Annotated in this window: 19 protein-coding genes, 1 tRNA gene and 2 pseudogenes; 16 read left to right on the top strand and 6 right to left on the bottom strand. The window is 72.6% G+C overall.

Annotation, left to right across the window (positions count from 1 at the left end):
- Nucleotides 1-68 precede the first annotated feature (68 nt).
- Nucleotides 69-590: a DUF4240 domain-containing protein gene (locus ACZ6J5_RS12790; RefSeq protein ID WP_469391348.1), complete on the top strand. Its 522-nt coding sequence runs from the start codon at nucleotides 69-71 to the stop codon at nucleotides 588-590.
- 41 nt (nucleotides 591-631) lie between these two features.
- Here the strand turns inward: ACZ6J5_RS12790 and ACZ6J5_RS12785 are convergent, their stop codons facing one another.
- A complete protein-coding gene (locus ACZ6J5_RS12785; RefSeq protein WP_469390671.1) occupies nucleotides 632-1,483 on the bottom strand; it encodes an SDR family NAD(P)-dependent oxidoreductase in 852 nt (283 codons plus the stop codon).
- Complete coding sequence (locus tag ACZ6J5_RS12780; protein WP_469390669.1) at nucleotides 1,483-2,277, bottom strand: SDR family NAD(P)-dependent oxidoreductase; 795 nt, start codon at nucleotides 2,275-2,277, stop codon at nucleotides 1,483-1,485. Before ACZ6J5_RS12780 ends, ACZ6J5_RS12785 begins: the two co-directional genes overlap by 1 nt.
- A 79-nt stretch (nucleotides 2,278-2,356) precedes the next feature.
- Between ACZ6J5_RS12780 and ACZ6J5_RS12775 the strand changes: the two genes are divergently transcribed.
- The gene (locus tag ACZ6J5_RS12775) at nucleotides 2,357-3,073 is read left to right on the top strand and encodes a TetR/AcrR family transcriptional regulator (protein WP_469390667.1); all 717 of its coding nucleotides are present in this window, start codon (nucleotides 2,357-2,359) and stop codon (nucleotides 3,071-3,073) included.
- 79 nt (nucleotides 3,074-3,152) lie between these two features.
- Here the strand turns inward: ACZ6J5_RS12775 and ACZ6J5_RS12770 are convergent, their stop codons facing one another.
- Nucleotides 3,153-3,650, bottom strand: coding sequence for a GNAT family N-acetyltransferase (locus ACZ6J5_RS12770; protein WP_469390665.1), 498 nt, complete (start codon nucleotides 3,648-3,650; stop codon nucleotides 3,153-3,155).
- A gap of 47 nt (nucleotides 3,651-3,697) precedes the next feature.
- Here ACZ6J5_RS12770 and ACZ6J5_RS12765 point away from each other — a divergent pair, with 47 nt between their 5' ends.
- Nucleotides 3,698-4,618 (top strand): TIGR01777 family oxidoreductase, encoded by a 921-nt coding sequence (locus tag ACZ6J5_RS12765; RefSeq protein ID WP_469390663.1) that lies wholly within the window; start codon nucleotides 3,698-3,700, stop codon nucleotides 4,616-4,618.
- 362 nt (nucleotides 4,619-4,980) lie between these two features.
- Nucleotides 4,981-6,276: an NAD(P)/FAD-dependent oxidoreductase gene (locus ACZ6J5_RS12760; protein WP_469390661.1), complete on the top strand. Its 1,296-nt coding sequence runs from the start codon at nucleotides 4,981-4,983 to the stop codon at nucleotides 6,274-6,276.
- Between the two features lie 18 nt (nucleotides 6,277-6,294).
- On the opposite strand, the gene ACZ6J5_RS12755 is transcribed toward ACZ6J5_RS12760, so the two are convergent.
- Nucleotides 6,295-7,740: a regulator gene (locus ACZ6J5_RS12755; protein WP_469390659.1), complete on the bottom strand. Its 1,446-nt coding sequence runs from the start codon at nucleotides 7,738-7,740 to the stop codon at nucleotides 6,295-6,297.
- Nucleotides 7,741-8,204: 464 nt separating this feature from the next.
- Here ACZ6J5_RS12755 and ACZ6J5_RS12750 point away from each other — a divergent pair.
- The 11 genes and pseudogenes from ACZ6J5_RS12750 to ACZ6J5_RS12700 form a co-directional block, all read left to right on the top strand.
- Nucleotides 8,205-8,378 (top strand): annotated as a pseudogene (locus ACZ6J5_RS12750) (DUF6879 family protein); the annotation flags it as partial.
- Complete coding sequence (locus tag ACZ6J5_RS12745; protein ID WP_469390657.1) at nucleotides 8,375-9,205, top strand: helix-turn-helix domain-containing protein; 831 nt, start codon at nucleotides 8,375-8,377, stop codon at nucleotides 9,203-9,205. The pseudogene ACZ6J5_RS12750 and the gene ACZ6J5_RS12745, both read left to right, overlap by 4 nt.
- Before the next feature lie 197 nt (nucleotides 9,206-9,402).
- Nucleotides 9,403-9,765 (top strand): DUF7848 domain-containing protein, encoded by a 363-nt coding sequence (locus ACZ6J5_RS12740; RefSeq protein WP_469390655.1) that lies wholly within the window; start codon nucleotides 9,403-9,405, stop codon nucleotides 9,763-9,765.
- Nucleotides 9,756-9,854: transfer RNA gene (locus ACZ6J5_RS12735), tRNA-OTHER, on the top strand. Before ACZ6J5_RS12740 ends, ACZ6J5_RS12735 begins: the two co-directional genes overlap by 10 nt.
- A gap of 54 nt (nucleotides 9,855-9,908) precedes the next feature.
- A complete protein-coding gene (locus tag ACZ6J5_RS12730; protein WP_469390654.1) occupies nucleotides 9,909-10,052 on the top strand; it encodes a hypothetical protein in 144 nt (47 codons plus the stop codon).
- 118 nt (nucleotides 10,053-10,170) lie between these two features.
- Nucleotides 10,171-10,590, top strand: a pseudogene (locus tag ACZ6J5_RS12725) (rRNA adenine N-6-methyltransferase family protein); the annotation flags it as partial.
- A gap of 202 nt (nucleotides 10,591-10,792) precedes the next feature.
- On the top strand, nucleotides 10,793-11,215 hold the full coding sequence (locus ACZ6J5_RS12720; protein ID WP_469391382.1) for a hypothetical protein: 423 nt from the start codon (nucleotides 10,793-10,795) through the stop codon (nucleotides 11,213-11,215).
- A 344-nt stretch (nucleotides 11,216-11,559) separates the two neighbouring features.
- Nucleotides 11,560-12,420 carry a lipoyl(octanoyl) transferase LipB gene (gene lipB / locus ACZ6J5_RS12715; protein WP_469391346.1) on the top strand — a complete coding sequence of 287 codons (861 nt, stop codon included), beginning with the start codon at nucleotides 11,560-11,562 and terminating at the stop codon, nucleotides 12,418-12,420.
- Between the two features lie 102 nt (nucleotides 12,421-12,522).
- Nucleotides 12,523-13,500: a lipoyl synthase gene (gene lipA / locus ACZ6J5_RS12710; RefSeq protein WP_469390652.1), complete on the top strand. Its 978-nt coding sequence runs from the start codon at nucleotides 12,523-12,525 to the stop codon at nucleotides 13,498-13,500.
- A 164-nt stretch (nucleotides 13,501-13,664) separates the two neighbouring features.
- A complete protein-coding gene (locus ACZ6J5_RS12705; protein ID WP_469390650.1) occupies nucleotides 13,665-13,874 on the top strand; it encodes an SCO2195 family GlnR-regulated protein in 210 nt (69 codons plus the stop codon).
- A gap of 10 nt (nucleotides 13,875-13,884) precedes the next feature.
- Nucleotides 13,885-14,595 (top strand): DUF4191 domain-containing protein, encoded by a 711-nt coding sequence (locus tag ACZ6J5_RS12700; protein WP_469390648.1) that lies wholly within the window; start codon nucleotides 13,885-13,887, stop codon nucleotides 14,593-14,595.
- Between the two features lie 102 nt (nucleotides 14,596-14,697).
- On the opposite strand, the gene ACZ6J5_RS12695 is transcribed toward ACZ6J5_RS12700, so the two are convergent.
- Nucleotides 14,698-15,165, bottom strand: coding sequence for an RDD family protein (locus ACZ6J5_RS12695; RefSeq protein WP_469390646.1), 468 nt, complete (start codon nucleotides 15,163-15,165; stop codon nucleotides 14,698-14,700).
- Nucleotides 15,166-15,388: 223 nt separating this feature from the next.
- Between ACZ6J5_RS12695 and glnA the strand changes: the two genes are divergently transcribed.
- Nucleotides 15,389-16,813: a type I glutamate--ammonia ligase gene (gene glnA / locus ACZ6J5_RS12690; protein ID WP_469390644.1), complete on the top strand. Its 1,425-nt coding sequence runs from the start codon at nucleotides 15,389-15,391 to the stop codon at nucleotides 16,811-16,813.
- Nucleotides 16,814-16,919: 106 nt separating this feature from the next.
- Here the strand turns inward: glnA and ACZ6J5_RS12685 are convergent, their stop codons facing one another.
- On the bottom strand, nucleotides 16,920-17,120 hold the full coding sequence (locus ACZ6J5_RS12685; RefSeq protein ID WP_469390643.1) for a hypothetical protein: 201 nt from the start codon (nucleotides 17,118-17,120) through the stop codon (nucleotides 16,920-16,922).
- Nucleotides 17,121-17,140: the final 20 nt, after the last annotated feature.

Genomic DNA, 17,140 nt, shown 5'->3' with positions numbered 1-17,140 from the left:
TCCGTCCGGATTGTTTTCGGCCGTTTCCGGGTGCGTCGCACGGCGGCAGCCACGATGCTGGACCCGTGATGGACGAGACGGAGTTCTGGGAGATCATCGACTCCACCCGGGAGGGCGCCGACGGCGACCCGGAGGAGCACGCCGAGCTGCTCGTGGAGCGGCTGACGCGGCTGGACCCGGACGCCGTCCTGGACTTCGCGCGCCATTTCGAGGCCCGCTTCAACCGGGCGTACAGCTGGGAGCTGTGGGGCGCGGCGGTGGTGCTGTTCGACGGGGCGGACGACGACGCCTTCGACTCCTTCCGCTGCTGGCTGATCGGCCAGGGCCGGGAGGTGTTCGAGGGGGCGGTGCACGAGCCGGACGCGCTGGCGGAGCTGCTGGACGCCTTCGACGAGGAGATCGACGGGGACGGCGAGGAACTGGGCTTCGCGGCGGACGAGGCGTACGAGCGGCTGACCGGGGTGGAGGCGCCGGACCTGGGGATCCCCCCGCAGGCCGCGGAACCGGCGGGCACCCCGCTCGACCTGGCGGACGACGGGGTGCTCGCGGGCCGCTTCCCTCGGCTGTGGGCCCGGTTCGGTCCCGGCTGACGGAGGGGGTGGGGCCGCCGGGACCGGACCGGGCGGTCCGGTCAGCCCCCGAGCCGCAGCTCGGGGTTCTCCCGCGCGAGGATCATGTCGGTCCTCGGCTGGAGGGCGGGGAAGAGCTGTTCGGGCTGCGGGATCGCCCAGTACTTCCCCTCGGCGACCATCTGGAAGACCCGCTCGGCGTGCTCCTCGGCGGTCAGCCCGTGCTCGTCGGCGAGGCGCTGGAGCCGCTCGTTGAAGGCCGCGATCTCCGGGGGCTCGCTCCCGCCGGGCCGGGCGGCCCTGAAGATCTCGCTCTTGACCGAGCCGGGGGTCACGACGGACACCTGGATCGGCGCGCCCTTCATCAGCATCTCGTAGTGCAGCGACTCGCTGAGCGCGAGGGTGCCGAACTTGGTGACGCTGTACGGGGCCATCAGCGGGCTCGGCAGCAGGCCGCCGACCGAGGAGACGTTGACGACCCACGCCTTCTCGCCGCGCTCCAGCATCCGGGGGACGAAGGCCCGGATGCCGTTGACGTAGCCGCCGATGTTGATCCGCAGCATGGCGTCCCAGCGCTCCGCCGGGATCTCCCAGGAGTAGCCCATGGCCATGATCCCGGCGTTGTTGACCAGCAGGTCGACCACGCCGAAGCGGGTGTACGCGGTGTCGGCGAGCGCCACGACGGAGGCGGGGTCGGAGACGTCGGTGACGACGGCCTCGACCTCGGCGCCGGTCGCCCGCAGCTCCTCGGCGAAGGCGGCGAGCCGGTCGGCGGCGATGTCGGCGAGGACCAGCCTCATGCCGAGGGAGGCGGCGTGCCGGGCGAGTCCGGCGCCGATACCGGAGGAGGCTCCGGTGATGACGGCGGTGCGGCCGGCGAAGACCTCGGCGGCCGATACCGGGGCGGCGGACATCAGAAGTGCGTTCCGCCGTCGATGCGGACCTCGGTGCCGGTGATGAACCGGCCGTCCTCGGAGGCGAGCATCGCGACGACGCCGGCGACGGTCTCGGGTCCCGCGAAGCCCTGGCCGAGGGCGGGGGCCAGCTTGGCGAAGAGCGACCAGTCGGTGTCCTCGGGCAGGCCGGGGCCGGCCGACTGCTTGCTGGCGCCGCTGCCGTCGGTCATGCCGGAGGAGATGGAGCCGGGCTGGACGGCGGTGAAGCGGATGCCCTGCTTGGCGTACTCGGCGGCGAGCGCGTGGGTCATGGACTGGATGCCGCCCTTGCTGGCCGCGTAGGCCGCCATGTAGGGGTGGGCGAACATCGCGGAGGTGGAGGAGAAGTTGACGACGGCGGCGCCGTCGCCCTCCAGGAGCGCGGGGATGGCCTCACGGATCATGAGGAAGGTGCCGGTCAGGTTGACCCGCAGCACCTGCTCGAAGGCGTCGAGGCTGGTCTCGTGGGTGTGCGAGGAGCGCAGGATGCCGGCCGCGTTGACCAGGACGTCCAGGCCGCCGAGGGCGGTGACGGCGGCGGCGACGCCCTCGCGTACGGAGGTCTCGTCGCCGATGTTGACGACGAGGGTGGTGAGGCGGGCGGCGTGCTCGCCGGCCTTGGCGACGGTGTCCTTGAGGCCGTCCTCACTGATGTCGGCGGCGACGACGGTGCCGCCCTCCGCGAGCATCCGCAGGACGGTGGCCTGGCCGATGCCGGAGCCGCCGCCGGTGACCAGGGCGCGGCGTCCTTCGTAGCGGGTGAGCTGGTTCATGACGCAACCTCTCGATGTCGAGCTATCTGGGGAGATGTCTGCCACCGTACGCCCAAGTGGCACGTTTTGCCATAGCTGCATGACGTGCACTCCTGGCAGTCGCGGGCGTACGCTGGGTGGCGTGAGCGACACGAACCCCCCTGCCGGCCGCGCCGCCCCCGCGAGGACCCCCTCCCTGACCGAGCGCCGCAAGGCGGCCACCCAGCTGGACATCGCCCGTGCCGCCGCCGAGCTCTTCACCGAGCGCGGCCCGGACGACACCACCGCCGAGGACATCGCCCAGCGGGCCGGGGTCGCGCTGCGCACCTTCTACCGCTACTTCCGCTCCAAGCAGGACGCGGTGGCCCCGCTGCTCGCCGGCGGCGCCGAGCGCTGGCGTGCCGAGCTCGCCGCGGGCACCGCGCCCGGCACGGCGCTGCCCGCCGCCCTGGAGCGCTCGATCGCCGCGTCGCTCGCCGCCGAGGACGAGGAGGCGGCGGAGGGCCTGCGCTGGACCCGCGGGCTGCTGCGCGCGGCGGCGCACGACCCGGCGCTGCGGGCCGTCTGGTACCGGGTCAACCAGGAGTCGGAGGAGCGTCTGCGGGAGGTGCTGTCCGGCCTCGCGGGCCCGGCGGCGGACCCCCTGGAGCTGCGCCTGGCCGCCGCGGCGGCGACGGGCGCGATCCGGGTCGCCCTGGAGACCTGGGCCGAGACGGACGCCCCGGTCCACGGCGAGGGCGCCCCGGCCGCGCTCGCGGTCCGCTGTCTGCGCGAACTGACCGGCGGCCTGCGGATCCTGGGGGCGGACGGGGCCTGAGCCCCCGGGCGCGGCGGGTCCGGGGCCGGCCGCGCCCGCGCGCCGGAGCCACGGACCCCGCTCGGTCCGCCGAGCGCGCTCAGTCCAGCGAGCGCCCCATGAGGACGCCGTCCACGTACGCCCCCTCCAGCAGGAACTCCCCCGGCAGGACGCCCTCGACCGCGAAGCCCTCCGTCTCGTAGAGCGCGCGGGCCGGGGCGTTGTGCCCGAGCACCCCCAGGGTGACCCGGATCGCGCCCTGGTCCCGGGCCCGGTCCAGCGCGGCGCGCACCAGCGCGCGGGCGACCCCCTTGCCCCGGGCGGCCTCGCCGACGGCGAGGCCCTGGATCTGGCGCACATGCGCGGTGCTGGCCAGCGGGACGGCCCGGACCAGCCGGATGAAGCCGACGAGGCCCGCCTCCGGCAGCTCCGCGACGAGGTAGTCCTCGGGCGGATGGCGCTCGTCGAAGAACGGCTCGTCGCCCTGAGGAGCGGGCAGCACCGCGTGCAGCGGCGACCAGGTGGCGCGGTCCAGCGCGGCGAGGGCGGGCTCGTCGGCGAGCCGGGCCGCGCGTATCCGAATCTCCGGAACGATCATGCGGGCCACTGTGCCACGGACCGGCCGGAAAGGGGCAGGATGAGGCCATGCAGCCCTCCTCCCGCCCCGCCCCCCGCAAGCGCGTCGCCGTCACCGGAGCGACGGGCCTGATCGGTTCCGCCCTCGTGCGCTCCCTGCGCGCCGACGGCCACGACGTCCTGCGCCTGGTCCGGCGGCCCGCCGCCTCGGCCGACGAGGTGGAATGGGACCCCGCGCGGCTGTACGTGGACGCCGCCGGGCTCGTCGGGGTCGACGCGGTCGTGCACCTGGCGGGCGCGGGCGTCGGCGAGCGGCGCTGGAGCGAGGCGTACAAGAAGGAGATCCGGGACAGCCGGGTGCGCGGCACCCGCGCGGTCGCCGAGGCCCTCGCCTCGCTGGCCGAGCCGCCCGAGGTGCTGGTCTGCGGCACCGCGCTCGGCTACTACGGCGACACCGGCTCCCGCGCGGTGGACGAGAGCGCGCCCGCGGGCGAGGGCTTCCTGCCCTCGGTGTGCGTCGAGTGGGAGGCCGCGGCGGCGCCCGCCGAAGCGGCCGGCATCCGGGTCGCGTACGCCCGCACCGGCCTGGTCGTGGCCCGCGAGGGCGGCGCCTGGGGGCGGCTCTTCCCGATCTTCCGGGCCGGGCTCGGCGGCCGGATGGGCGACGGCGGCCAGTACTGGAGCTTCATCGCCCTGCACGACGAGGTCGCCGCGCTGCGGCATCTGATGGACACCCCCGGGGTCTCCGGCCCGGTGAACCTGACCGCGCCCGAGCCGGTCACCAACCGCGAGGTGACCGCCGCGATGGGCCGGGTGCTGCACCGCCCGGCCTTCTGCCACGTGCCGGCCGCCGCGCTGCGGCTGGCGCTCGGGGAGTTCGCACAGGACGTGCTGGGGAGTCAGCGGGTGCTGCCGGGGCGCCTGTTGGAGACGGGTTTCGACTTCGCCTTCCCGACCATCGACGAGGCGGTACGGGCCGCCGCCCGCTGAGGGAGGCGCCGGCCGCCGACGGCCGCGCCGGGGCCCCGCCGGCCGCGCCCGCGGCCTCCGGCCCCGGCACCCCCCGCCACCTCGCGGCTTTCCCGCCCCGCCCGTCCCCGCTTCACCCACCCCGCCCGTCCCCGCTTCACCCACCCCGCCCGTCCCCGCTTCTCCCACCCCGCCCGTCCCCGCTTCACCCACCCCGCCCGTCCCCGCTTCACCCGCCGTGCGCTCCCTCGTGCTGCGTGCACCCCGTCGCGCGCGGCTCCACGGTGTGGGAGCGCTGCCTACTCTTCTGCGAACTCGGGCATTCCGGGGGCATGTTGGGGGCATAGGCCTCCCACCAACCGCGCCGACCTGGGGAGGGGCACGTGCTCAACAACTCGGACGTCGTCGTCGTAGGAGCCGGGGTCGCGGGTCTCGCGGCGGCCAGGCTGCTGACCGAGGCGGGGCTCTCGGTCACGGTCCTGGAGGCCGCGCCGCGGATCGGCGGCCGGATGGCGACGGACACCGTCGACGGCTTCCGGCTCGACCTGCTCGGGCCACTGCTGACCACGCCGCAACTGGAGGGCGTCCCGCTGCGCCCCTTCGCCCCGGGGGTCGTCGTGCACAGCGACGGCCGGTACGGGCGCTGGGGGGCGCCGCACGCCCCGTGGACCTCACGGGGCGCGGGAGCCCCGGGGATGGGGGGAGCACGCGCCCGGGCACGCGCCCTCGCGAGCGCCCCGCGGAATCCGGCCACCTCGCTCGACCAGGCGCGGCTGGGCGCCTCGCTGGTCCGGCTGGCCACCACGCCCGCCCAGCGGCTGCTCGGCCGCGCGGAGCGGGGCGCCCGCGAGGCGCTGACGGCCCGGCTGCCCGCCCGTACGGTCCAGGGCGTGCTGCGTCCGCTGGTGGCCGCGCTGCTGGGCGACCCGGACCTGTCGACCTCCAGCCGCCGCGCGGACCTCGCGCTGCGGTCCTTCGCCCGGGGCCGGGTGAGCGTGCCGGCCGGCGGCTCGGACGCGCTGCCGGGGCGGCTCGCTGCGGCGCTGCCGCCGGGCACGGTCCGTACCGGGGTGCGGGTCACCGAGGTGTCGATCGCGCGGGTCACGACGGCGGAGCACGGGGTGTTCGGCTGCCGCGCGGTGGTCCTGGCGACCGGCGGCCGGACGGCGGCGGAGCTCCTGCCGGGGCTGTGCGTGCCGGAGTACCACGCGGCGACCGTGCTGCACCACACGGCACCGCTCGCGCCGACCGGGGAGCCGGTGCTGCTGCTGGAGTCCGACGCGGGCGGCCCGGTGGCGCACACGGCCGTGATGAGCGCGGTCGACCCGTCGCGGGCGCCGGACGGGCGGACGCTGATCACCTCGACGGTGCTGGGGACCGCGCCGGACGACACGGAGCGGCGGGTCCGCAAGCACCTGGCGACGCTGTACGGCACGTCCACGGACGAGTGGGAGCTGCTGGCGCTGCGCCACACCCCGCACGCCTTCCCGGCGATGCGGCCCCCGTTCGACCCGGAGCGCCCGGTCCGGGTGCTCTCGGGCCTCTACGTGTGCGGGGACCACCGGGCCACCGGCACCCCGGTCGGCGCGCTCACCTCGGCGCGCCGGGCGGCCCTGACGCTCCTGGCGGACCTGGGGCTGCGCCCGGCGGGCCCGGCACCCGCGGAGCGGGCGGCCTGACGGGACGGGCGGCCAGGGCTATCCCAGCGCGGCCACCCGGTCGCGGTAGGTGCGGACGGCCGGGGCGTCGCGGTAGGGCTCCAGGCGGCGCTCGAAGTCGCGGACGTACTCGACCGCGCGGGCCGAGCGCATCTCGGAGGCCTGCTGGGCGGCCTCGGCGCCGAGCGCGCAGGCCTGGTCGAGCTCCCCGAGGGCGAGCCGGGCGGAGGCGAGGACGACGCGGCAGAAGAGCCGGCTGCGGGCGTAGCCGGGCGCGCGGAGCTGGAGGGCGCGCTCGGCGTGCTGGGCGGCGGCCCGGTACTGCTGGAGGTCGCGGTGGCAGTGCCCGAACTCGTCCGCGAGCTGGGCCTCGTCGAAGGGCCGCGCCCAGTAGGGCACCTCGTCGCCGGGCCGGGCCGCCTCCAGGGCGCGCTCGGCCCGGGCGAGGGAGGCGCCGCAGGCCCGCGCGTCGCCGAGCACGCCGTGGCCGCGGGCCTCCACCGAGTACAGGAGCGCCTGGACGACGGGCGGGGCGGCGGAGCCGACGCCCTGCTGGGCGACCCGGGCGAGCTGGACGGCCTCGCGGCCGTGCCCGAGGTAGACGGCCTGGTGGCTCATGGTGATCAGGACGTACGAGCCGTAGGCGCGGTCCCCGGCGGCCTGCGCGAGCCGCAGCGCCTGGACGAAGTAACGCTGGGCGAGGCCGTGGGCGGCGATGTCGTACGAGGTCCAGCCGGCCAGCCGGGTGAGGTCGGCGGCGGCGCCGAAGAGGCGGCGGCCGGTGTGCTCCCCGTAGCTGCCGCGCAGCATCGGCTCGGCCTCGTGCTCCAGGTAGCGGACGAGGGCCTGGCGGGCGTGGCCGCCGCCGTAGGCGTGGTCGAGGGTGCGGAAGAGCTCGCCGACCGAGCGCAGGGCCGCGATGTCGCCGCCGGAGACCCGCTGGCCGGGGCCCCGGTCGGTGCCGCGCTGGCGGGGTACCGAGAAGCGGCCCTGGGCGGGCACCCGCTCGGCGGCGGGGCCGCCGGCCTCGCCCCGGGCGACCCGCTCGTCGGCGCGCCCGATCAGCCAGTCGCGGCTGGGGACGACGAGCCCGGCCGGGGTGAAGGCGATCTTCCGCAGCTCGGCGTGGCTGCCGGAGTCCTTGCGCCACAGCCCGCTGACGATGTCCACGGCCTCCTCGGGCGTGGCGGCGAACTCCAGCCCGGCGTAGACCGGGGCGCAGGCGTCGAGCCCGAGGTCCTGGGCGGAGAGCCGGCGCCCGAGGCGCCGGGTGAAGACCTCGGCGATCAGCGCCGGCGTGGTGCCGCGCGGCTGCTGGCCGCGCAGCCAGCGGGTGACCGAGGTCTTGTCGTACCGCAGGTCGAGCCCGTGCTCCAGGCCGAGCTGGTCCACCCGTCTGGCGAGGCCCGCGTTGGAGAAGCCGGCCTCGGTGATGAGCGCGGCGAGCTGGCGGTTCGGGATGCGCTGCGGGGGTCGTTCCGTCATCAGCTGTGCGGTCTCCTGCCTTCCGGGCCCGGGTGGCAGCCCGCCCGGCATGGACCCTCTTGGACCCTCTTGGGCCCTCATGGAACGGCGTGAATTTAGCGGCCTACTCCGCCCTAACCGCCACCTTCGCCCCAGATTCATCCGATCGTGTGAGGAGCAGGGAGCATGGTTGTCGCATCGATCTGACCTGCGACGCTCCGACCTGAGCAACTGCCGCATCTAGATAGGTCAATTCCAGACAGGTGCAGCGGCGCTGATTTGGTGCTGAGACAGAAAGACCCCCCGCTTCGGCGGGGGGGCTCGTTCGTGGGTCTCGTCCAGCAGCCTCCGCGGAGTCAAGCTGCCTGCTTCATGGGAAGCGGGATTATGCGAACACGCGCATAGTCGCGTTCACGCATAGACGGCCCCGAGGGCCTCTCCGTACGGTCATGGTCATCAGGCCCGGCGGGGGCCTAGAACCGAGGGGGCCCCAAGACTTCTGGATCTTCGACCGCTCCACGGTCGTACTCATGCACTACCAGCCGGACGGCAAGCAGATCAGCCGCGAACTGTACGAGGGCGACCCTGCCCCGTTCATCGAGTACCAGCGCACCGCCGTAGAGGCGTCCGTGCCATTCCTGGAGTACATCACTAGGTGAGTGTCGAGCCTGAGGAGCTAGGGCAGTCTGGCGAGGAGCTAGCGGCCCTTCTCAAGGCGGTACGCAAGCGGTCCGGGCTCTCAGGGGTCCGGGCCGCTGCCCGCTGCAACATGTCTCAGTCCAAGGTCAGCCGTATCGAGAACGGCAAGGTACGCCCGTCCCTCGTGGACGTGGAACAGCTCCTGCGAGCCTGTGAGGCTCCCCCGGCTCTGGTCACTCAGGTCATGGCCCTGGCCCGGCTAGCGAACACGGAGTGGCAAGGCGCCCGTGGAATGCGCCGCAAGGGCCTGGACAAGAAGCAGCTTGAGCTTGCCGGCCTTGAGGCATCGTCAGCTCAGTTCCGATTCTTCCTGCTGTCGATGATCACGGGCCTTCTCTCGACGCCGGAGTACATCCGAGCGAGCCTCGCCCACATCGCTGGCGACCACTCCAAGACGATCGCCCGGAAGCTCGAACGGCAACAGGTGCTCTACGACCGCTCGAAGCGGTTCACGTTCGTTCTCACCGAGCAAGCCGTCCGGTGGCCCCTCGTCGGACCAGACGCGTTGGCCGTACAGATCGACCGCCTAGCCTCGCTTACCCACCTGCCGAACGTCAGGCTCGGCGTCATCCCCCTAACGGTGCCCACCGGGCCCGCCCCACTGAACACCTTCACCGTCTACGACGACCGCATGGCGACCGTCGAGCTGTCGTCCGGGGTCATGGTCTTCCGCGACCCTCGGGACGTGATGAGCCACCTTGAGGAGTTCGCCCGCCTTGAGGACCGGGCGCTGTTCGGGGAGGATGCCCGCGCCTTCTTTGAGGGCTGCTCAGCGGCCCTCAGATGATCTTTAGTCCACATCGCGCATGAACCGCCTACACCGCCCCAACCGGGTTGAGGATGACCGCGGACCAAAGGCGACGGCGGAGGGCTCCACATGGCGAACGTGACTACGACCGACGCGCGACAGGGGGAGTACGAGACGTTCGCCCCGAAGGGTGAGACGTGCCCGGCCTGTGACGTGCCACTGCGGACGCTTGAGCCGTGCAGACGCGGAAGCCTGACGCTCCCCGATGGTGTCGGGGCTCTGGTCGGCTACTGGCACAGCCCGTGCGCCCCCGCCACGAAGGCGGGCGGGAAGTGACCCGGGCCGTTCTCCGCTTCGCCAACCACACCATCCGGCACGAGCCTGACGGCGGGACCACCTTCGAGACGTTCTGTGTCACCCCCGGGTGCGGGGCCGGTTCCGGTCCGATGGCCGGGCAGGACGACGCGCAGGACTGGGCCCTCGGGCACACGGGCCTCACGCCCGGACACGACCTGTTCCGACGTGTCTACACCGATCACGCCAGGGTTACCCGGGCTGAGCCGGTCAGGGCGGACGAAGCGCACCATCACCCCTTGTAGCTCAGTCAGGAAGAGCCCGCGCTTTCCCACGATCCCAGGGAACGGCCGGAAGCACGGGGACTCCGGTTCGACTCCGGACAAGGGGACCACTCCACCCTTCCGGGTGGAGGCTCGCAGAGAAGTCGATCGAAGGGAACGCACCTATGTCGGGTAAGCACGGTGGCGGAACCGGCTCCGGAAGCGGCGGGAGCCAGCAGGACGACGGCAGCAGCGGGCGCGGCCACGGCGGCGGCGGCTCGGAGACGAGCGGCGGGAACCCGTCCGACGGCTCCGGCCCCTCGAAGTAGGCGGCCTGTGGACACGCGCACGAAGGAGGCGGGCCCGGCGCGGCTCGCCTCCGCGCTCGTACGGTCGGGCGCACTCGAAACGGACTGGATCCCCACCTACAAGGCCGTACCCCGTGACATGTTCGTCCCCGACCGGGTGTGGCCCGGCATCGCGGACGGCACCCGCCAGAACGCGTTGGTGGACCGTGCGAACGACCCGGACGCGTGGCGTGAGGCCGTGTACTCCGACATCCCCCTGACGACACAGTGGGACGGCGGGGAGCACCAGGGGGACGGGCCTGGGACTACGCCGACGAGTTCCAGCTCCCAGCCGCACATGGTCTTCTCGATGCTGTCCGACCTGAACGTCCGCGAGGGTCACCGGGTCCTGGAGATCGGTACCGGCACCGGCTGGAACGCCGCCCTTCTCGCACACCGGCTCGGCTCGAAGAACGTGACGTCGGCCGAGTTCGACCAAGCTGTCGCGGACGGCGCCCGGCAGAACCTCAAGGGTGTCGGACTCACCCCGCTCGTGGTCGTCGGGGACGGGCGCGCCGGGTTCGCGGGCAACGCCCCGTACCACCGGATCATCGCCACCTGCTCGGTCGGGGAAGATCCCTCCCGCGTGGATCGAACAGACCGTTCCCGGCGGTCTCATCGTCGCCCCGTGGGGGCCGCTGTACGGCGGGGAGGGCATCACGTGTCTCACCGTGCGGGAGAACGGATCGGCCCGGGGCATGTTCACGCGGTCCAGCGCGTTCATGAGACTCCGGCAGCAGCGCCCCGCCTTCCCGCCCCACGACTCCTACCTCAAGGGCCGGGAGTGGCCCGCCGACGGCGCCAGGAGCAAGACCAAGCTCTCACCCGCCGCCGTCGAAGGCTGGCAAGAACAGTTCGTCATCGGCATCCGGGTGCCGGACGTCTTCTGGACCGTCGAGCGGTACGACGACGGTTCGTACACGCTGTGGACGTACAGCCTCGACGGCGAGTCGTGGGCGTCCACCGACTACGAGCCGGACGCCGACACGTTCGACGTCGTACAGGCCGGTCCCCGGAACCTGTGGGACGAGACGGAGACCGCCTACCAGTGGTGGGTGGACAACGAGCGGCCCGGGTTCGAGCGGTTCGGGCTCACGGTCACCGGCCACGGCGAGCACCGCGTGTGGCTCGACACGGAGAGCTGAGACAAGACGTCCTGGACAAGGCGTTTGGGCTCGTCGCCCAGCCGGTGCCGGCCTCGTGCTGGGATGTGCCGGCTCAGAGAGCGAGCCGGTTGCTCAGCCGCAGGTCAGAGAGCCGTTCATTCCCTAGTGTGAGGATCACGGAGGGTTGTTCACGGCCGCGCCCGAAGCGAAGGGCTCCGGAGCAGCGCGCTCGCGGCCCCGAGCGCCTGCCGGACGGCTGTTCGGCAGGTGCTCGGGGCCGCCGTACAGTGGCATGGGCGCGTATGACGCATGGTGCCGAGCCGGCTCCCGCCCCGGGACGACCCCCGGAACCCGGCCTTCGGCATCCAGGAGGAGGCATGGCCGTGAGTGAGCTGCGATTCGTCCGTCTGGGCTTCGGCGAGGACGCCGTGGAGTACCGGACGGCGTGGGACAAGCAGCGCGAGGTGCACGCCGCCCGGTTCGCGGACGAGACCGGGGACACCTGTCTGCTGCTGGAGCACCCGCCCGTCTACACGGCGGGCCGGCGCACCGCCGAGAACGAGCGCCCCCTGGACGGGACCCCGGTCGTCGACGTGGACCGAGGCGGCAAGATCACCTGGCACGGGCCCGGCCAGCTCGTCGGCTACCCGATCATGAAGCTGCCCCGGCCGGTCGACGTGGTCGCCCACGTCCGCCGCCTGGAGGAGGCGCTGATCCGCACGGCCGCCGACTTCGGTCTGGAGACCACCCGGATCGAGGGCCGCAGCGGGGTCTGGGTGCTCGGCGACCCGGTCGAGCGGCGCCCGGCGCTCGGCGGGCTCTCGCTGGACTTCGACCCCCGGCTGACCGACGAGGAGTTCGACCCCCGGCTCAACGGGCCCGAGTACGCCCCCTCCAACGCGGGCCAGCGGCGCGAGGACCGCAAGCTCGCCGCGATCGGCATCCGGGTCGCCAAGGGCGTCACGATGCACGGCTTCGCGCTGAACGTGAACCCGGACAACACCTGGTTCGACCGGATCATCCCCTGCGGCATCCGGGACGCCGGGGTCGCCTCGCTCGCGAACGAGCTGGGCCGGGACGTCACCATCGAGGAGGTGCTCCCGGTCGTCGAGCGGCACCTGCGGGAGGTCCTGGAGGGCGCGGACCTCCGGCCGCGCGAGGTCGAGCGCCCCGCCGCGCCCGCCGCGCCCGCCGAGGCGGGCGCGGGCACCGAGGCCGCGCAGACCGCCTCCGCCGCCGTCTGAGGAATGCGTGGTCCTGGCCAGAGGTTGGCCAGACGTAGTAAGGCATGGGAAGCAACGGCGTACCCTGGTGTGCGCCGAAGAATCGAAGCTACAGGAGCCGATGTGTCCGCAGTCGCACCCGACGGACGCAAGATGCTGCGCCTGGAGGTCCGGAACGCCCAGACCCCCATCGAGCGCAAGCCCGAGTGGATCAAGACCCGCGCGAAGATGGGCCCGGAGTACAACAAGCTCCAGGGCCTGGTGAAGAGCGAGGGCCTGCACACGGTCTGCCAGGAGGCGGGCTGTCCCAACATCTTCGAATGCTGGGAGGACCGCGAGGCCACCTTCCTCATCGGCGGCGACCAGTGCACGCGCCGCTGCGACTTCTGCCAGATCGACACCGGCAAGCCGGAGGCGCTCGACCGTGACGAGCCGCGCCGCGTCGGCGAGTCCGTCGTCACGATGGACCTGAACTACGCCACCATCACCGGCGTCGCCCGCGACGACCTGGCGGACGGCGGCGCCTGGCTGTACGCGGAGACCGTCCGCCAGATCCACGAGCAGACCGCCGCCCGCGCCGAGGGCCGCACCAAGGTCGAGCTGCTCGCCCCCGACTTCAACGCGGTCCCGGAGCTCCTCGAAGAGGTCTTCGCGTCCCGCCCCGAGGTCTTCGCGCACAACGTCGAGACGGTGCCCCGGATCTTCAAGCGGATCCGCCCCGGCTTCCGCTACGAGCGCTCGCTGGACGTCATCACCAAGGCCCGTGACTACGGTCTGGTCACGAAGTCGAACCTGATCCTCGGCATGGGCGAGACCCGCGAGGAGATCAGCGAGGCCCTCCAGCACCTGCACGACGCGGGCTGCGAGCTGATCACCATCACGCAGTACCTGCGCCCCTCCGTCCGGCACCACCCCGTCGAGCGCTGGGTGAAGCCGCAGGAGTTCGTGGAGCTGAAGGAGGAGGCCGACGAGATCGGCTTCTCCGGTGTGATGTCGGGCCCGCTGGTCCGCTCCTCGTACCGGGCCGGCCGCCTCTACCAGCAGGCCATCGAGAAGCGCGCGGGCGCGGCCGAGGGCGCGAACGCCGCCCAGGCCGTCTGACCGGGCCTTTTCCCGCCTCGCCCGGCGCGGCCGTCCCTCCGGGGCGGCCGCGTCGGCGCATCAGGGTTTCATCAGTGTTTGACCGCCGGGTCACGCCCTGGTAACACCGATGCGTGAGGCTGTACTCACTCACCGCCACCGAGCGTTCACGGAGGCCCCCTCCCATGCAGGCCGCGCAGATCCGCGCCACGGCGCTCCCGTCCGTCACCGACGCCCTCCGGGCCGTCGAGTCCCTGCTGCTCTCCCGAGGCCAGCGCAGGGCCCGTCGCAACGCCTGGACCTCCGTCCTGGAGGACCGCCGCCGGGCGAAGGACCGGGTCGAGGCCCAGCACGTCCTGGAGGCGGTGTCGGGCCGCGCGTCCCGGGCCACGTAAACTTCTGGACATGGCGAGGAAGGCAAACACGGGCGGCGCTGACGCCGCGAACCCCGGGCGACTGAAGCAGATCGCCCTCACGTACAAGATGACCCGGAAGGCCGACCCGAAGGTCGGTCTCGTCGTCGCGGGCGTGGGCATCGTCGTACTCGGTGTCCTCCTCGCGATCGGCTTCCTGATCGGTCACCCGGTCTACCTGGGCATCCTCGGCTTCGTGCTGGCGTTCCTGGCGATGGCCATCGTCTTCGGGCGGCGCGCCGAGAAGGCGGCCTTCGGGCAGATGGAGGGCCAGCCGGGCGCGGCGGCGGCGGTGCTGCAGAACATCGGGCGCGGCTGGACGGTCACCCCGGCGGTCGCGATGAACCGCAACCAGGACGTGGTGCACCGGGCGGTCGGCCGTCAGGGCGTCGTGCTGGTCGGCGAGGGCAACCCGAACCGGCTGAAGACGCTGCTCGCGGCCGAGAAGAAGAAGGTCGCCCGGATCGTCGTGGACGTGCCGGTGACCGACATCATCGTCGGCAACGACGAGGACCAGGGCCAGGTGCCGCTGAAGAAGGTCCGCACGAAGATGCTGAAGCTTCCGCGGCTCCTCTCCGGCCCCCAGGTGACCGTCGCCAACGACCGGCTGCGGGCGATGGGCGACCTGATGAGCAACATGCCCCTGCCGAAGGGTCCGATGCCGAAGGGCATGCGGATGCCTCGCGGCGGAAAGATGCGCTGAGCGCCTGACGCGAAACGGGAGGCGCCCCGGACCGACCCGGTCCGGGGCGCCTCCCGTTTCGCGTTCCCGCGCCCGGTGCCGCGCCGGGTGCCGCGCCCGCCGTCAGATGCGGACCTGGACGGCGCCGGAGAAGCGGTCGTGCAGACCTCGGCCGTCCCGGTCCCAGATCAGGGCCGGCAGGGCCAGGCAGACGAGGACGCTGCGCAGCACCACGCGCGGGAGGCCGAGCCGTCCGCCGCGCGCCGAGACCACCCGGAGGCCGAAGAGGCGCTTGCCGGGGGTGAAGCCGACCGTGCCGACCGTGAGCACGCTCATGACCAGCAGGATGACCAGCGCCCAGTTGCCGGTGGCCTGGCTGTAGCCGTCGGTGATCAGGCCGTATGCGATCACCATGCAGAGGGCCCAGTCGACGGCGAGGGCGCCGAGGCGGCGGCCGGGGCGGGCGATCGAGCCGGGCCCCTCCTCGGGCAGACCGAGCTGCTGCCCCCGGTAGCCGAAGTCGACACCGGCCTCCTCCGCCGCCGCGCGCGGTCCGGAGAGCCATGATCCGAGTGCTTGCCTGTTGTCCACGCGACCACGGTACTGTGCCCGTTTTCGATCACTTCGGCCTGGGTAGGCGGGAGACCCTGGGTGGCCCGCGGCAGACCCGCCCCGGTTAACTTCGACGAAACAAATGGGTCATGCTTGAGAAATCCCGTCTACCTATGGTCGGGTCCTGCGTGTGCCACCGCACTGGCCGCACGACCGAGCTGCAAACCCCGCCCCTCCCCGGGCCGGGAGTAGGAGGAGTTGGATGTCCGAGAAGCACGGGTTCCAGAACGCCGACGAGGTCCAGAAGTTCATCAAGGACAACGACGTCAAGATGGTCGACGTCCGCTTCTGCGACCTTCCGGGCGTGATGCAGCACTTCACGATCCCGGCGACGGCCTTCGACCCGGCGGATGAGCTCGCGTTCGACGGTTCGTCGATCCGCGGCTTCCAGGCCATCCACGAGTCGGACATGGCCCTGCGCGCCGACCTGTCGACGGCCCGGGTGGACCCCTTCCGCCGCGACAAGACGCTCAACATCAACTTCTTCATCCACGACCCGATCACGGGCGAGGCCTACAGCCGCGACCCGCGGAACATCGCGAAGAAGGCGGAGACCTACCTGGCCTCCACCGGCATCGCCGACACCGCCTACTTCGGCCCCGAGGCCGAGTTCTACGTGTTCGACTCGGTGCGCTTCGAGACCTCCGCGAACCAGGGCTTCTACCACATCGACTCCGAGGCCGGCGCCTGGAACACCGGTGCGGAGGAGAACAACCGCGGCTACAAGGTCCGTTACAAGGGCGGCTACTTCCCGGCCCCGCCGGTCGACCACTTCGCCGACCTGCGCTCGGAGATGTCCCTGGAGCTGGAGAACGTCGGCCTGCAGGTCGAGCGCCAGCACCACGAGGTCGGCACCGCCGGCCAGGCGGAGATCAACTACAAGTTCAACACCCTGCTCGCCTCCGCCGACGACCTGATGCTGTTCAAGTACATCATCAAGAACGTCGCCTGGCGCAACGGCAAGACCGCGACCTTCATGCCGAAGCCGATCTTCGGCGACAACGGCTCGGGCATGCACGTCCACCAGTCGCTCTGGTCCAACGGCGACCCGCTGTTCTACGACGAGGCCGGCTACGCGGGCCTGTCGGACACCGCGCGCTACTACATCGGCGGCATCCTCAAGCACGCCCCGTCGCTGCTCGCCTTCACCAACCCGACGGTGAACTCGTACCACCGCCTGGTCCCGGGCTTCGAGGCCCCGGTCAACATGGTGTACTCGCAGCGCAACCGCTCCGCCGCCATGCGCATCCCGATCACGGGCTCGAACCCGAAGGCCAAGCGCGTCGAGTTCCGCGCGCCCGACCCGTCCTCGAACCCGTACCTCGCCTTCTCCGCCCTGCTCCTCGCGGGCCTCGACGGCATCAAGAACAAGATCGAGCCCGCGGAGCCGATCGACAAGGACCTGTACGAGCTGGCTCCCGAGGAGCACGCGAACGTCCAGCAGGTCCCGACCAACCTGGAGGCCGTCCTGCGCGCCCTCGAGGACGACAACGAGTACCTCCAGGCCGGCGGCGTCTTCACCTCCGACCTGATCGAGACCTGGATCGACTACAAGCGCACCCACGAGATCGCCCCGATCCAGCTGCGCCCGCACCCGCACGAGTTCGAGCTCTACTTCGACCTCTAAGCCGGTGGGGGTCCACGGACCCGCGCGCACCTCGGCACCATGACGGACGGGCCCCGGGCCGGCATCTCGCCGGCCCGGGGCCCGTCCGTCCGTCCGTTCCCCCCGCTCACTCCTCCTCGGTGCGGCAGCGGCGGCGCCACTCGTGGAGCAGGATCACCAGGGCCCCGGTCACGGCCAGGCCGCCGGCCGCGACGAGGACGAAGCCCAGGGCATTGCCGGAGGCCGGTGGCGGCGCCCGGGTCCGGGTCACCGCCGGGCCGCTGGAGCGGATGGTGGTCTTCGACCGGCGGACCGCCCTGGTGGCCACCGATCCGGCGGACCTCGCGA

Source organism: Streptomyces sp. NPDC042100 (genome assembly GCF_055582325.1).
The sequence above is the reverse complement of the archived record's forward strand: the minus strand, read 5'-3'. Positions and strand labels throughout refer to the sequence as shown.

Coding starts and splice junctions, on each gene's coding strand:
- glnA (WP_469390644.1), top strand. CDS start 15,389: ATGTCCGAGAAGCACGGGTTCCAGAACGCCGACGAGGTCCAGAAGTTC.
- ACZ6J5_RS12700 (WP_469390648.1), top strand. CDS start 13,885: ATGGCGAGGAAGGCAAACACGGGCGGCGCTGACGCCGCGAACCCCGGG.
- ACZ6J5_RS12785 (WP_469390671.1), bottom strand. CDS start 1,483: ATGTCCGCCGCCCCGGTATCGGCCGCCGAGGTCTTCGCCGGCCGCACC.
- ACZ6J5_RS12765 (WP_469390663.1), top strand. CDS start 3,698: ATGCAGCCCTCCTCCCGCCCCGCCCCCCGCAAGCGCGTCGCCGTCACC.
- ACZ6J5_RS12720 (WP_469391382.1), top strand. CDS start 10,793: ATGAGACTCCGGCAGCAGCGCCCCGCCTTCCCGCCCCACGACTCCTAC.
- ACZ6J5_RS12730 (WP_469390654.1), top strand. CDS start 9,909: ATGTCGGGTAAGCACGGTGGCGGAACCGGCTCCGGAAGCGGCGGGAGC.
- ACZ6J5_RS12775 (WP_469390667.1), top strand. CDS start 2,357: ATGACGTGCACTCCTGGCAGTCGCGGGCGTACGCTGGGTGGCGTGAGC.
- ACZ6J5_RS12770 (WP_469390665.1), bottom strand. CDS start 3,650: ATGATCGTTCCGGAGATTCGGATACGCGCGGCCCGGCTCGCCGACGAG.
- ACZ6J5_RS12755 (WP_469390659.1), bottom strand. CDS start 7,740: ATGACGGAACGACCCCCGCAGCGCATCCCGAACCGCCAGCTCGCCGCG.
- ACZ6J5_RS12790 (WP_469391348.1), top strand. CDS start 69: ATGGACGAGACGGAGTTCTGGGAGATCATCGACTCCACCCGGGAGGGC.
- ACZ6J5_RS12780 (WP_469390669.1), bottom strand. CDS start 2,277: ATGAACCAGCTCACCCGCTACGAAGGACGCCGCGCCCTGGTCACCGGC.
- ACZ6J5_RS12705 (WP_469390650.1), top strand. CDS start 13,665: ATGCAGGCCGCGCAGATCCGCGCCACGGCGCTCCCGTCCGTCACCGAC.